11 protein-coding genes and 2 tRNA genes are annotated in these 13,566 nt (G+C 67.7%); 9 read left to right on the forward strand and 4 right to left on the reverse strand.

The genetic code is table 11. The features are described 5' to 3' along the window. Positions 1–8 precede the first annotated feature (8 nt). Complete coding sequence (locus OQ968_RS19025; protein ID WP_324680700.1) at positions 9–812, forward strand: Fpg/Nei family DNA glycosylase; 804 nt, start codon at positions 9–11, stop codon at positions 810–812. Here OQ968_RS19025 and OQ968_RS19030 read toward each other — a convergent pair. From OQ968_RS19030 to OQ968_RS19040, 3 genes are all read right to left on the reverse strand, one after another. Then, a complete protein-coding gene (locus OQ968_RS19030) occupies positions 803–2,020 on the reverse strand; it encodes a serine hydrolase domain-containing protein (RefSeq protein WP_324680702.1) in 1,218 nt (405 codons plus the stop codon). The two genes, OQ968_RS19025 and OQ968_RS19030, sit on opposite strands and share 10 nt — an antisense overlap. Positions 2,021–2,126: 106 nt before the next feature. Further along, complete coding sequence (locus OQ968_RS19035; RefSeq protein ID WP_324680704.1) at positions 2,127–3,311, reverse strand: serine hydrolase domain-containing protein; 1,185 nt, start codon at positions 3,309–3,311, stop codon at positions 2,127–2,129. Between the two features lie 31 nt (positions 3,312–3,342). Then, positions 3,343–3,413, reverse strand: a tRNA-Gly gene (locus tag OQ968_RS19040). 134 nt (positions 3,414–3,547) lie between these two features. Here OQ968_RS19040 and OQ968_RS19045 point away from each other — a divergent pair. The 4 genes from OQ968_RS19045 to clpP2 all read left to right on the forward strand — a co-directional run bounded on the left by OQ968_RS19045 (position 3,548) and on the right by clpP2 (position 6,396). Further along, a tRNA-Pro gene (locus tag OQ968_RS19045) sits at positions 3,548–3,621 on the forward strand. 37 nt (positions 3,622–3,658) lie between these two features. Then, positions 3,659–5,047 carry a trigger factor gene (tig, locus tag OQ968_RS19050; RefSeq protein WP_324680706.1) on the forward strand — a complete coding sequence of 463 codons (1,389 nt, stop codon included), beginning with the start codon at positions 3,659–3,661 and terminating at the stop codon, positions 5,045–5,047. A 108-nt stretch (positions 5,048–5,155) separates the two neighbouring features. After that, positions 5,156–5,764, forward strand: a complete 609-nt coding sequence (locus OQ968_RS19055; RefSeq protein WP_324680708.1) for an ATP-dependent Clp protease proteolytic subunit — start codon at positions 5,156–5,158, stop codon at positions 5,762–5,764. Next, positions 5,761–6,396 carry an ATP-dependent CLP protease proteolytic subunit ClpP2 gene (clpP2, locus tag OQ968_RS19060; RefSeq protein ID WP_324680710.1) on the forward strand — a complete coding sequence of 212 codons (636 nt, stop codon included), beginning with the start codon at positions 5,761–5,763 and terminating at the stop codon, positions 6,394–6,396. Before OQ968_RS19055 ends, clpP2 begins: the two co-directional genes overlap by 4 nt. A 62-nt stretch (positions 6,397–6,458) precedes the next feature. On the opposite strand, the gene mmuM is transcribed toward clpP2, so the two are convergent. After that, positions 6,459–7,352 carry a homocysteine S-methyltransferase gene (gene mmuM, locus OQ968_RS19065; protein ID WP_324680712.1) on the reverse strand — a complete coding sequence of 298 codons (894 nt, stop codon included), beginning with the start codon at positions 7,350–7,352 and terminating at the stop codon, positions 6,459–6,461. 290 nt (positions 7,353–7,642) lie between these two features. On the opposite strand from mmuM, the gene clpX reads away from it, so the two are divergent. The 4 genes from clpX (at position 7,643) to mobA (ending at position 12,853) form a co-directional block, all read left to right on the forward strand. Next, positions 7,643–8,923 (forward strand): ATP-dependent Clp protease ATP-binding subunit ClpX, encoded by a 1,281-nt coding sequence (gene clpX, locus OQ968_RS19070; protein WP_324680714.1) that lies wholly within the window; start codon positions 7,643–7,645, stop codon positions 8,921–8,923. A 259-nt stretch (positions 8,924–9,182) separates the two neighbouring features. After that, positions 9,183–11,144 carry a 2-oxoacid:acceptor oxidoreductase subunit alpha gene (locus tag OQ968_RS19075; RefSeq protein ID WP_324680716.1) on the forward strand — a complete coding sequence of 654 codons (1,962 nt, stop codon included), beginning with the start codon at positions 9,183–9,185 and terminating at the stop codon, positions 11,142–11,144. Next, the gene (locus OQ968_RS19080; RefSeq protein WP_324680718.1) at positions 11,141–12,235 is read left to right on the forward strand and encodes a 2-oxoacid:ferredoxin oxidoreductase subunit beta; all 1,095 of its coding nucleotides are present in this window, start codon (positions 11,141–11,143) and stop codon (positions 12,233–12,235) included. The genes OQ968_RS19075 and OQ968_RS19080 overlap by 4 nt, the downstream gene beginning before the upstream one ends. Positions 12,236–12,238: 3 nt before the next feature. Beyond that, positions 12,239–12,853 carry a molybdenum cofactor guanylyltransferase gene (mobA, locus tag OQ968_RS19085; RefSeq protein ID WP_324680720.1) on the forward strand — a complete coding sequence of 205 codons (615 nt, stop codon included), beginning with the start codon at positions 12,239–12,241 and terminating at the stop codon, positions 12,851–12,853. Positions 12,854–13,566 lie beyond the last annotated feature (713 nt).

The following is a 13,566-nucleotide window of genomic DNA, read 5'->3' on the forward strand; positions in this document are numbered from 1 at the left end:
GGCGTCCCGTGCCCGAGGGGCATACCCTGCACCGGCTGGCCCGGCTGCATCAGCGCCGATTCCGCGACGCGCCGGTGGCGGTGTCCAGCCCGCAGGGCCGGTTCGCCGATTCGGCCGCGGTGGACGGCCGGGTGCTGCGCCGCGCCAGCGCGTGGGGCAAGCACCTGTTTCACCACTACGCCGGCGGCCCCATCGTGCACGTGCATCTCGGCCTCTACGGCACCTTCACCGAATGGGAACGCCCTGGCGACGGCACGCTTCCGGAAGCGGTGGGGCAGGTGCGGATGCGGATGGTCGGCGCCGGCTACGGCACCGACCTGCGCGGCCCGACGGTGTGCGAGGTCATCGACGAGGCACAGGTCTCCGACGTGCTGGCCAGGCTCGGGCCCGACCCGCTGCGCGCCGACGCCGACCCGGCCTGGGCATGGGCCCGGATTACCAAGTCGCGCAGGCCGATTGGCGCGCTGCTAATGGACCAGACGGTGATCGCCGGCGTCGGGAACGTGTACCGCAGCGAGTTGCTGTTCCGGCACGGCATCGACCCGTTCCGGCCCGGCCAGAAGATCGGCGACGCCGAGTTCGACGCGGCGTGGACCGATCTGGTGGCACTGATGAGGGTGGGCCTGCGCCGCGGCAAGATCATCGTGGTGCGACCCGAACACGATCACGGTCCGCCGTCGTACGGGCCCGGGCGGCCGCGGACGTACGTGTACCGGCGCGCCGGCGAGGCGTGCCGGGTGTGCGGGGACCCGGTCCGCACCGCAGTCCTGGAGGGCCGAAACGTGTTCTGGTGCCCCACCTGTCAGACGTGAACTCCCAGCGCGGCGTAGACCTCGTCGATGAGGGCGACGCTGCGCGGGTCGGCATTGGCCTGGGTCATGTCGTAGTAATCCATCACGTAGGCGTAACCGATCCGGTGTTCCAGGTCGACGAATCCGAACGCGCCGCCCGAGCCGCCGTGGCCGAAGATGCGCGGGTTTGGTCCGACGACGCGGCGCTGGTTGAGCATGTAGCCCAGACCCCAGCCGTGGTCTGCGACCCGGGAACCCAGCACCAGGTCCCGCTCGAAGCCACCCTGCGATGTGCGGATCAGGTCCATGTGGCGGCGGCTGAGCAGCCGCTCCTGCGCGAGCGCGTTGTAGAAGCCCGCCAGTCCCAGCGCCGACACGTGCGCGTTGCTGGCGGGGAGCTCGATCTCCCGCCACAACCGCATGTCGTTGGCGCGCAGCGCCTCATCCGGCACGAACCCCAAGCCCAGTGCGACGGCGACGCCCGCCTTCGGATGGTCGGCCAGCGAAACGGGGGAGCCGGCGGGAGCCTGGGCGTCGATCAGCGTTTTGTGGAACTGGAACTGGTTCACCATCTCGGCGCAGCGGCGGTGCTCGCTGACGGGCAGGCCGATGTGCACGTCGATACCCAGCGGCTCGGCGATTTCGGTGCGCAGGTACTGGCCGATCGTGCGGCCGGTGGCACGGCGGACCACCTCGCCGAGGATGAATCCGAAGGTGACCGCGTGGTAGCCCTGGGCGGTGCCCGGCTCCCACCACGGTTCCGCGGCGGCCAGCCGCTCGCAGACCAGATCCCAGTCGGCGACTTGTTGCCAGGTCAGCCGGGCACGCGGGCCGATCACCCCCGACCGGTGACTCATCACCATCGCGATGGTGATGGCCTCTTTGCCCGCCTGCCCGAACTCGGGCCAGTAGCGGGCCACCGGCGCATACAGGTCGAGCTCACCGCGCTCGACGAGCTGGTGCACGCACGTGCTCGTCAGCCCCTTGGTGGCGGAGAGCAGGGCGGCCAGCGTGTCCCGCCGCCATGGCCGAGAGCGGGCGGCGTCGGCCCAACCGCCCCACAGGTCGACGACGAGATCTCCGTCCACGTAGACCGCGACCGCGGCGCCGACCTCGTCGCGCACCGCAAAGTTCTGTGCGAACGCCTCGCGAACCCGCTCGAATCGCGCCGCACACGAGCCCTGAATGTCGACGTCGACGACGGTGCTTCCTGGCCGATTCGTTGTCATCCTCAGCCTCGCGGGCCTCTTATAAGCGGTGCAGAGCGCAAATGTACGTCGCGGCGCACAGCAAATCCAGAGGACGCCGTCCCCGGGCGACGGGCCGGCCCCGGCGTCAGCCCGACGTCACTCCCAGCGCGGCGTAGACCTCGTTGCTGAGCGCCAGGCTGCGGGGGTCCGCGTTGGACTTGGTGGCGTCGAAGCGGTTCGCCACATACGCGTAGCCGATGCGGTGTTCCAGGTCGACGAACCCGAATGAGCCGCCCAGCCCGCCATGGCCGAAGATCCGCCGGTTGGGCCCGTTGATGCCGCGCCGGTTGAGCATGTAGCCCAGGCCCCACCCGTGATCGGCGACCCGGGGCCCGAGCACCAGGTCGGTCTCGTCGCCGCCCTGGCACACGCGGACCTTGTCCATGTGCTCCCGGCTGAGCAGCTTCTCCTGGGCCAGCGCGTTGTAGAACGTCGCCAATCCCAGCGCCGACACCTGACCGTTGGTGCCGGGAAACTCGAGCTCTCGCCACAACTGCAGGTCGTTGGAGCCGAGTTCGTCGTCGGGCGCGAATCCCATCGAGACCGACAACCCCGCCTTGGGGTGTTCGGCCAGGCTGGTCGGGTAGCCGGGGGCCTGCACGTCGGCCAACAGATCCCGCGCATGCGGCTTGTTGACCCGTTCGGCACACCGGCGCTGTTCGGCGGGGGACAAGCCGATGTGCACGTCGGCGCCGATGGGTTCGGCGATCTCGGTGCGCAGGTATTGACCGATCGTGCGACCGGTGACCCGGCGGAATACCTCGCCGAGGATGAAACCGAAGGTGGTCATGTGGTAGCCCTGGGCGGTGCCCGGCTCCCACCAGGGTTCGGCGGCGGCCAGCTGCTCACAGACGAAGTCCCAGTGGGCGACCTTGTCCCAACTCATCCGGGTGCGCGGCCCGATCACGCCGGATCGGTGGCCCATCACCATGGCCAGCGTGATGTCTTGCTTGCCGGACTGCGCGAACTCGGGCCAGTAGCGCGCCACCGGCGCGTGCAGGTCCAACTCGCCGCGGTCCGCGAGCTGATGGACGCAGGTGGCCGACAGGCCCTTGGTGCCGGACAGCACCGTGGTGAGGGTGTCCTCCCGCCACGGGCGGGCGCCGGCCGCGTCGGCCGAGCCGCCCCACAGGTTGACGACGAGCTCGCCGTCGACCCACACGGCGACTGCCGCGCCGACCTCGTGTCGCTGCGCGAAGTTGCGCGCGAACGCGTCGCGCACCCCGTCGAAGCCCTCGACGCATGAGCCGTGTATGTCGACGTCGCTCATGGCGCCTTTCTGTCGAGCAGCCGCCCAGCAGAGCGGGCGACGGGAATCGAACCCGCGTCGCTAGTTTGGAAGACTAGGGCTCTACCATTGAGCTACGCCCGCATTCATTAGTCGAGCGAAACTGTATCTGGCGAAGAACATCAAATCTAATCGAAGCGGGTCCGTTATCGCTCCGTGAGGTCGTGAGGTCGCCGCGACGCCGTCGCCGCCGGGCCGTAGCATCGTCGAGGTCAGCGCGGGGTGTAGCGCAGCTTGGTAGCGCATCCGCTTTGGGAGCGGAAGGCCGCAGGTTCAAATCCTGTCACCCCGACCGGACCGCCAGTAACGACCACCGAGGAGCACACCCCGTGAAGAGCAGCGTCGAGCAGTTGAGCCCCACCCGGGTGCGCATCAATGTGGAGGTGCCGTTCACCGAGCTCGAGCCCGATTTCCAGCGGGCGTACAAGGAGCTGGCCAAGCAGGTGCGGCTACCCGGATTCCGGCCCGGCAAGGCGCCGGCGAAGTTGCTGGAGGCCCGGTTCGGCCGGGAGGCGATGCTCGACCAGGTCGTCAGCGAGGCCCTGCCCGCCCGGTACGGGCAGGCGGTCGCGGAGTCCGAGGTCCATCCGCTCGGCCAGCCCGACATCGAGGTGACCAAGAAGGAGTACGGCCAGGAGCTGGCGTTCACCGCCGAGGTCGACGTCCGTCCCCAACTCAGCCTGCCGGACCTGAGCGCGCTGCGGATCTCGGTGGACCCGATCGAGGTCAGCGACGACGACGTCGACGCCGAGCTGCAGTCGCTGCGCGCCCGGTTCGGCACCCTGACCGGGGTGGACAGGCCGGTGGCCGACGGCGACTTCGTTTCGATCGACCTGTCGGCGACCGTCGACGGCGAGGAGGTGCCGGGCGCCTCCGCGCAGGGACTCTCGCACGAGGTCGGCTCCGGCCGGCTCATCGAGGGGCTGGACGAGGCGCTCATCGGCATGTCCGTCGACGAGTCCAAGGAGTTCACCGCGAAGCTGGCGAGCGGCGAGCACGCCGGGCAGGACGCACAGGTCACCGTCACCGTCAGGTCGGTCAAGGAACGCGAGCTGCCCGAGCCCGACGACGAATTCGCCCAATTGGCAAGCGAATTCGACACCATCGAGGAGCTGCGGTCCAACCTGCGCGAGCAGGTGAGCCGGCTCAAGCGGGCCCAGCAGGCGGATCAGATCCGCGAGGCCACGCTGGACGCGCTGCTCGAGCAGGTCGACGTGCCGCTGCCGGAGGCCGTCGTGCAGGCGCAGTTCGACAACGCCATGCACGGCGCGTTGCACGGCCTCGACCACGACCAGGCCAAGTTGGACGAGGTGCTCGCCACCCAGGGCAAGTCGCGCGAGGAGTTCGAGGCCGAGACGCGCGATGCCACGGAGACGGACCTGCGCCGCCAGCTGCTGCTGGACGCGCTGGCCGACCAGCTGGAGGTCCAGGTCGGGCAGGACGACCTGACCGAACGACTGGTGATGACCTCTCGGCAATACGGAATCGAGCCGCAGCAGCTGTTCGCCTATCTGCAGGAGAACAACCAGCTGCCGGCCATGTTCGCCGACGTGCGCCGCGGGCTGGCCATCGCCGCGGTGGTCGAGGCGGCGACGGTCACCGACACCGACGGCAACACGATCGACACCAGCGAGTTCTTCGGCAAGCGCGCCCCGGTCGCCGAGGCGGGCGAGGAGGCCGACGAGGCGTCCGAGCCGTCCGGCGGCGCCGCGGAATGACGCTGTGAGCGAACGCGCCCGTTTATCGGGTGCGTGGCCGCCAAACCGTGGGCTCGGTTGGATAGTGTCGGTGCATACGGATTTTCGAGAGAAGCAGGTGCCACCTAAATGAGAGATGCGACTGACATGCGTACGAACTCGCAGGGTCTCAACCTCACGGACTCGGTCTATGAGCGCTTGCTCTCCGAGCGGATCATCTTCCTGGGCTCGGAGGTGAACGACGACGTCGCCAACCGGCTGTGCGCGCAGATTCTGCTGCTCGCCGCCGAGGACCCCGCCAAGGACATCTCGCTGTACATCAATTCGCCCGGCGGTTCGATCAGCGCCGGGATGGCGATCTACGACACCATGGTCCTGGCGCCCTGTGATATCGCCACCTACGCGATGGGCATGGCCGCCTCGATGGGTCAGTTCCTGCTCGCCGCGGGCACCAAGGGCAAGCGCTACGCATTGCCGCACGCTCGCATCCTGATGCACCAGCCGCTGGGCGGGGTGACCGGAAGCGCGGCCGACATCGCCATCCAGGCCGAGCAGTTCACGCTGATCAAGCAGGAGATGTTCCGGCTCATCGCCGAGTTCACCGGTCAGCCGGTCGAGCGGATCGTGACCGACTCCGACCGCGACCGCTGGTTCACCGCCGCCGAAGCCCTGGAATACGGCTTCGTCGACCACATCATCACCCGCGCCGCACACCTCACCAACGGAGAAGCCCAATGAACCCCGAAACCCAACCCCAGGCGCGCTACATCCTGCCGTCGTTCATCGAGCACTCCAGCTTCGGCGTCAAGGAATCCAACCCCTACAACAAGCTGTTCGAGGAGCGCATCATCTTCCTCGGCGTCCAGGTCGACGACGCCTCGGCCAACGACATCATGGCGCAGCTGCTGGTGCTGGAGTCGTTGGATCCCGATCGCGACATCACCATGTACATCAACTCCCCGGGCGGCGGGTTCACCTCGTTGATGGCGATCTACGACACCATGCAGTACGTGCGGGCCGACATCCAGACCGTGTGCCTGGGTCAGGCCGCCTCGGCGGCGGCGGTGCTGCTGGCGGCGGGGACGCCGGGCAAGCGGATGGCGCTGCCCAACGCGCGGGTGCTGATCCATCAGCCGTCCCTTCAGGGTGTCATCCAGGGCCAGTTCTCCGACCTGGAGATCCAGGCCGCCGAGATCGAGCGGATGCGCACGCTGATGGAGACCACGCTGGCCCGCCACACCGGAAAGGACGCCTCGGTGATCCGCAAGGACACCGACCGGGACAAGATCCTGACCGCCGAAGACGCCAAGGACTACGGGATCATCGACACCGTCTTGGAATACCGGAAGCTGTCCGCGCAGACCGCCTGACGCCCGGCCTATCGCCGAGCGTGAAACTGTTGCGAATTCGCGGCCGAGTTTTCGCAACAGCTTCACATTGGGCGTAGAGCCGATGCGACGTCGGCGATCGCCGCCGGCCCCACCCGGCAGCACCCGCCGACGATGCGGGCGCCGGCCGCCACCCACTCCAAGGCGCGCCGCGCGGAAAACGTGCGCGGCCCCGCCCACGTGTTGCCGTCCCACCGCTCGCCGCTGTTCGGGTAGACGATGATCGGCTTGCCGACGTTGGCGATCCCGATGGCGGTCAGCACGTCGTCGGGCGCACAGCAATTGACGCCGACGGCGACGATCTCGTCGACGCCGGCGGCCACCGCGAACGCGTCGGCCAGCGGCTGCCCGGCGCGGGTCCGAGTTCCGTCGATGGTGTAGCTGAGCCAGGCCGGCACCCCGAGCGTGCGCACCAGGTCGACCAGAGCCTCCGCCTCGTCGACGTCGGGCACCGTTTCCAGCGCGAGCACGTCCGCGCCCGCGTCGGCCAGGACCTCCAGCCGCGGACGATGCCAGCGCCTCAGGGCCGCGACGGACAGGCCGTAGCGGCCGCGGTATTCGGACCCGTCGGCCAGCGCCGCGCCGTAGGGGCCGACCGACGCGGCTACCCACAAGTCCCCGCCGCCGGCGGCGTCCCGCGCGGCCTTGGCGAGCTCGACGCTGCGGCCCAGCAGCGCGGCGGCCTCGTCCCGGGCGATCCCGCGGGCCGCGAAGCCTTCGAACGACGCCTGGTAGCTGGCGGTCGTCGCGATCGCGGCGCCAGCGCGAAAGTACGCGGCGTGCACCGCGACGATCTGCTGCGGGTCATCGGCCAGCAGCCGCGCCGACCACAGCGGGTCGGACAGGTCGTGACCGCGCGCTTCGAGCTCGGTGGCCAGGCCGCCATCGGCGATCAACACGGATTCGCCGGGCCCCCCGAATTGGACAGCCAAACCCACACCGCCACTGTAGGGTGGGTTGCCTGGTGGCCCGCCAATAGCCATCGGGTTCGGGGGCGTACGAGCCTCGGTCGGGTAACGACCGCGACACGCCAAGGACACGCTGTGCGCGTCTTTGACGAGTGACTGGCGCCGTCGGGCTATATGTTTCATTCAGACGGACACAGATGAATACCACCGACGCGATTCGGCGCTAACGGTCGCGTGGGGCCCGAGCAAGCGGGTAGCGTCGGGGATTACATGCGGCACAGCACGACGGACGGCGAACAGGAAGTAGGCACTCAAGCACCATGGCGCGCATCGGAGACGGCGGTGACTTGCTGAAGTGCTCGTTCTGCGGGAAGAGCCAAAAGCAGGTCAAGAAACTCATTGCTGGCCCCGGTGTGTACATCTGCGACGAGTGCATCGACCTGTGTAACGAGATCATCGAAGAGGAACTCGCCGACGCCGACGACGTCAAGCTCGACGAACTGCCCAAGCCCGCCGAGATCCGGGAGTTCCTGGAGGGATACGTCATCGGGCAGGACACCGCCAAGCGAACGCTGGCGGTCGCCGTTTACAACCACTACAAGCGGATCCAGGCGGGCGAGAAGGGTCGCGACTCCCGGTACGAGCCGGTCGAGCTGACCAAGTCCAACATCCTGATGCTCGGGCCCACCGGCTGCGGCAAGACCTACCTGGCCCAGACGCTCGCCAAGATGCTCAACGTGCCGTTCGCCATCGCCGACGCCACCGCGCTGACCGAGGCCGGATATGTCGGTGAGGACGTCGAGAACATTCTGCTCAAGCTGATCCAGGCCGCCGACTACGACGTCAAGCGGGCCGAGACCGGCATCATCTACATCGACGAGGTCGACAAGATCGCGCGCAAGAGCGAGAACCCGTCGATCACCCGCGACGTGTCCGGCGAGGGCGTGCAGCAGGCCCTGCTGAAAATCCTCGAGGGCACCCAGGCGTCGGTTCCCCCGCAGGGCGGGCGCAAGCACCCGCACCAGGAGTTCATCCAGATCGACACCACCAACGTGCTTTTCATCGTCGCGGGGGCGTTCGCCGGCCTGGAGAAGATCATCTACGAGCGGGTCGGCAAGCGTGGGCTGGGCTTCGGCGCGGAGGTCCGCTCCAAGGCCGAGATCGACACCACCGACCACTTCGCCGACGTGATGCCCGAGGACCTGATCAAGTTCGGCTTGATCCCCGAGTTCATCGGGCGCCTCCCGGTGGTCGCGTCGGTGACCAACCTGGACATGGAGTCGTTGGTGAAGATCCTGTCCGAACCGAAGAACGCTTTGGTGAAGCAGTACACCCGGCTCTTCGAGATGGACGGCGTCGAGCTGGAGTTCACCGACGACGCGCTGGAGGCCATCGCCGATCAGGCGATCCACCGCGGCACCGGCGCCCGCGGGCTGCGCGCGATCATGGAGGAAGTCCTGCTGCCGGTGATGTACGACATCCCGAGCCGCGACGACGTCGCCAAGGTCGTGGTGACCAAGGAGACGGTGCAGGACAACGTGCTGCCGACGATCGTGCCGCGCAAGCCGTCCCGCACCGAGCGCCGCGACAAGAGCGCGTAGGCCGCTCAGCGCCGCGCCGACCGAAGTGACCAACACCACAGTTTGACGCCTACTCGTCGGTAGCACGCCGCTGACTTCGGCATTGCTGGTAAACACGCAGCGTGCGAGGGATATGAGACGCCCATGCTCGCCTAAAAGCAGTGCCATACTCGGTACTAGCAGTGACACACAAGCGCGAGGGCGCGGGAGTCACTCCAACGGCGCGTAACCTAAAGCTTCAGTGGAGTGCCTATCCGGTTGAGAAATGGAAGGCGGAGACGTGGATCCGAACGGCAGTGGGGCCGGGTCAGATTCTCATAGCGAGGCCCCTCGCAACGGGTCCGACCGTCAGCGGCTGGAACAAGTTGTCATCCGCTTCGCCGGGGACTCCGGCGACGGCATGCAGCTGACCGGCGACCGGTTCACCTCGGAGGCAGCGCTTTTCGGCAACGACCTGGCGACTCAACCGAACTACCCCGCCGAGATCCGGGCCCCCGCGGGCACGCTGCCCGGCGTCTCGTCGTTCCAGATTCAGATCGCCGATTACGACATCCTGACCGCCGGCGACCGGCCCGACGTGCTCGTCGCCATGAATCCCGCCGCGCTGAAGGCCAACCTCGGCGACCTGCCGCGCGGCGGCATGGTGATCGCGAACTCCGACGAATTCACCAAGCGCAACCTGACGAAGGTCGGCTACGTCACCAACCCGTTGGAGTCCGACGAGCTCGAGGAGTACGTCGTGCACTCGGTGGCGATGACCACGCTGACGCTCGGCGCGGTCGAGGCCATCGGGGCGTCGAAGAAGGACGGCCAGCGCGCGAAAAACATGTTCGCGCTTGGCCTTTTGTCGTGGATGTACGGGCGGCCGATCGAAGCCAGCGAGAAGTTCATCCGGGAGAAGTTCGCCCGCAAGCCCGACATCGCGGAGGCCAACGTGCTCGCGCTGAAGGCGGGCTGGAACTACGGCGAAACGACCGAGGCCTTCGGCACCACCTACGAGGTCTCCCGCGCCACATTGCCCGCCGGTGAATACCGGCAGATCTCGGGCAACACCGCGCTCGCCTACGGCATCGTGGCAGCGGGTCAGCTCGCCAACATTCCCGTCGTGCTCGGCAGCTACCCGATCACGCCGGCCTCGGACATCCTGCACGAGCTGTCCAAGCACAAGAACTTCAACGTGATCACCTTCCAGGCCGAGGACGAGATCGGCGGCATCTGCGCGGCGATCGGCGCTTCCTACGGCGGCGCCCTGGGCGTCACCAGCACGTCCGGGCCGGGCATCTCGCTGAAGTCCGAGGCGCTGGGCCTGGGCGTGATGACCGAGTTGCCGTTGCTGGTCATCGACGTGCAGCGGGGCGGACCGTCGACCGGCCTGCCCACCAAGACCGAGCAGGCCGACCTGCTGCAGGCGTTGTACGGCCGCAACGGGGAGTCGCCGGTGGCGGTGCTGGCGCCGCGGTCGCCGTCCGACTGTTTCGAGACCGCCCTCGAGGCGGTGCGCATCGCCGTGTCGTATCACACCCCGGTGATCCTGCTGTCCGACGGCTCGATCGCCAACGGCTCTGAGCCATGGCAGATTCCGGATGTCGGCTCGCTGGAGCCGATCAAGCACGTCTTCGCCAAACCCGACGAGCCGTTCCAGCCCTACAACCGCGACCCGGAGACGCTGGCGCGTCAGTTCGCCGTGCCCGGCACTCCCGGCCTGGAGCACCGCATCGGTGGTCTGGAAGCCGCCAACGGCAGCGGCAACATCTCCTACGAGCCGATCAATCACGACCTCATGGTCCGGTTGCGCCAGGCCAAGATCGACGGCATCTCGGTTCCCGATCTGGAGGTCGACGACCCGACCGGAGACGCCGAGCTGTTGCTGATCGGCTGGGGCAGCTCCTACGGCCCGATCGGCGAGGCCTGCCGCCGGGCGCGGCGCAAGGGCATCAAGGTCGCGCACGCGCACCTGCGCTACCTCAGCCCCTTCCCGCCCAACCTGGGCGAGGTGCTGCGGCGCTACCCGAAGGTGGTGTGCCCGGAGATGAACCTGGGTCAGCTGGCGCTGATCCTGCGCGGCAAGTATCTGGTCGACGTGCAATCCGTCTCCAAGGTCCAGGGTGTCGCGTTCCTGGCCGACGAGATCGGGCGCGTGATCCGCGCCGCGCTGGGCGGAACATTGGCCGAAATCGAGCACGACAAGACGATGGTCGCCAGAATGGCGGCAGCGACAGTAGGAGCGGGAGCGGAAGAATGACCGACCTGATCGGTGGCGATCTGGCGGGCGCGGACCTTGGTTTGACCCCGAGGTTGACCAAGAACGACGGTGTGCCCACGACGGATGAGCCGCAGAAGGGCAAGGATTTCACCAGTGACCAGGAGGTCCGCTGGTGCCCGGGCTGTGGTGACTACGTCATCCTCAACACCATCCGCAACTTCCTGCCCGAGCTGGGGCTGCGCCGGGAGAACATCGTCTTCGTCAGCGGTATCGGCTGCTCCAGCCGGTTCCCGTACTACCTGGAGACCTACGGGTTCCACTCGATCCACGGCCGCGCGCCGGCGATCGCGACCGGGCTGGCGCTGGCCCGCGAGGATCTGTCGGTGTGGGTGGTCACGGGTGACGGCGACGCCCTGTCGATCGGTGGCAACCACCTGATCCACGCGCTGCGTCGCAACGTCAACATCACGATCCTGCTGTTCAACAACCGGATCTACGGCCTGACGAAGGGGCAGTACTCGCCGACGTCGGAGGTCGGCAAGATCACCAAGTCGACGCCGATGGGATCGCTGGATCACCCGTTCAACCCGGTGTCGCTGGCGCTGGGGGCCGAGGCGACGTTCGTCGGTCGCGCGCTTGACTCCGACCGCAACGGGCTGACGGAGGTCTTACGCGGGGCCGCCGCCCATCGTGGCGCGGCTCTGGTCGAAATCCTGCAGGACTGCCCGATCTTCAACGACGGCTCGTTCGACGCGCTGCGCAAGGAGGGCGCCGAGGAGCGGCTGATCAACGTCCGCCACGGCGATCCAATTGTCTTCGGCGCCAACGGCGAATACTGCGTGGTGAAGTCCGGCTTCGGCCTCGAGGTCGCCAAGACCGCCGACGTGGCGGTCGAGGAGATCGTCGTGCACGACGCGCAGGCCGACGACTCGGCCTACGCGTACGCGCTGTCGCGGTTGTCGGACCAGAACCTCGAGCACACGGTGCTCGGTATCTTCCGGAACATCAACCGGCCCACCTACGACGACGCGGCCCGGGCCCAGGTGCGTGCCGCCCAGTCGTCGAGGCCGTTCGACTCCGCCGCATTGCAGTCGTTGTTGCGCGGGCGCGACACCTGGACCGTCGAGTAAGGGGTGGCTGCGCTGGTGCCCGACGCAGTATCACTGGCCGGGGTAGTACTCGCTGGAGGCGAGTCGCGGCGGATGGGCCGCGATAAGGCCACCCTTCCGTTCCCGGGGCCTTCCGGCGCCGGCGAGACCATGGTGGAGCACGTGGTCGGGGTTCTCGGCCGACGCTGCGAGCCGGTCCTGGTGATGGCCGCGCAGGGGCAGCCGCTGCCCGCGTTGCAGGCCCGCATCATCCGCGACGAGCTGGGCGGACAGGGGCCGTTGCCGGCGACCGCGCGCGGGCTGCGCGCCGCCGCGGAGGCCGGCGCCCGGCTGGCCTTCGTCTGCGCCGTGGACATGCCGCTGCTGGCCGTCGAATTGATCGACGACCTCGCTCGCCGGGCCGTCGAGACCAACGCCGAAGTGGTGTTGCCGTGGGACGGCCGGGACCACTATCTGGCCGCGGTGTACCGGACCGAGCTGGCCGACCGGGCCGAAGCCCTGGTGGCCGCCGGGGAGCGCAAAATGCGTGCCCTGGTTGACGTTTCGGACTCGCAGCGAATCGTGATGTCGGATTCGCGTCCGTTGACGAACGTCAACAGCGACGCGGACCTGCGCGCCCTGGTGCGGCCCGGGGCCTGACGCGAGCCAACCGCGGGGCCGGAAGAATTTCCGGCGCGCTTTTTGCGCCTTTAGATTTTGCCGAAACAATTGCTTAATCGCGGTTCGACATTGATCTTTTGCGCTTGGAAATTATGGATAATTGAGTGCCAGAAACTATTGACTCTAGTTAGCTTTTGAATTTATCGCGGAGTAAATCGCTCCGCTTGCCGCGTGGGCCATCGTAAAACGTTGGCGCAGTGGCGATTTGGGGTGTGTCCCGACGTACATCGTACCAGATCGGATTGGGGCATGACGGGTCCGGCATCCGCGACCGCGAGTCACGCGTGGCAAATTGCGCCGCGCAAATCGCCCATCCCCGGCCGGGCGTTTTGGCCGGGCAACGGCGGGCCTGTGGCCGCGATCGGCGCCGCTGCATCCGTGGACGCCAAATCACCTGGGGCAGTTGGCAATCCGTGACAACCTCATTCCTCGCCTCACGGACCGTGCCGCATCGGCGCAAACACTTGCCGGCAGTCCCCGTCGCGCGGACGGTTTGCGACGAATGCGGCTGAGACACTTTGACTTTCGAAGTGCCGCCGTGCCTGCGTCCTTCGCGTCCTCGGCGTGTCGGGCGGAAATCGGGTCGATAGCGGTGTAGGCTGTGCGCTCTGCCGCCGCGGGCGGCGTGCAACGGCCCCGGCCGTCGCGCCGCAAACCGTGGTCCAGCTCACAAAATGTACGTGATTCGGCTC

It is taken from the genome of Mycobacterium sp. 663a-19 (assembly GCF_035616495.1).
GTDB lineage: Bacteria > Actinomycetota > Actinomycetes > Mycobacteriales > Mycobacteriaceae > Mycobacterium.

Excerpts from the sequence above, each read along its gene's own strand:
- OQ968_RS19030 (WP_324680702.1), bottom strand. The coding sequence starts at position 2,020 with ATGACAACGAATCGGCCAGGAAGCACCGTCGTCGACGTCGACATTCAG.
- clpP2 (WP_324680710.1), top strand. The coding sequence starts at position 5,761 with ATGAACCCCGAAACCCAACCCCAGGCGCGCTACATCCTGCCGTCGTTC.
- clpX (WP_324680714.1), top strand. The coding sequence starts at position 7,643 with ATGGCGCGCATCGGAGACGGCGGTGACTTGCTGAAGTGCTCGTTCTGC.
- OQ968_RS19080 (WP_324680718.1), top strand. The coding sequence starts at position 11,141 with ATGACCGACCTGATCGGTGGCGATCTGGCGGGCGCGGACCTTGGTTTG.
- OQ968_RS19055 (WP_324680708.1), top strand. The coding sequence starts at position 5,156 with ATGAGAGATGCGACTGACATGCGTACGAACTCGCAGGGTCTCAACCTC.
- OQ968_RS19035 (WP_324680704.1), bottom strand. The coding sequence starts at position 3,311 with ATGAGCGACGTCGACATACACGGCTCATGCGTCGAGGGCTTCGACGGG.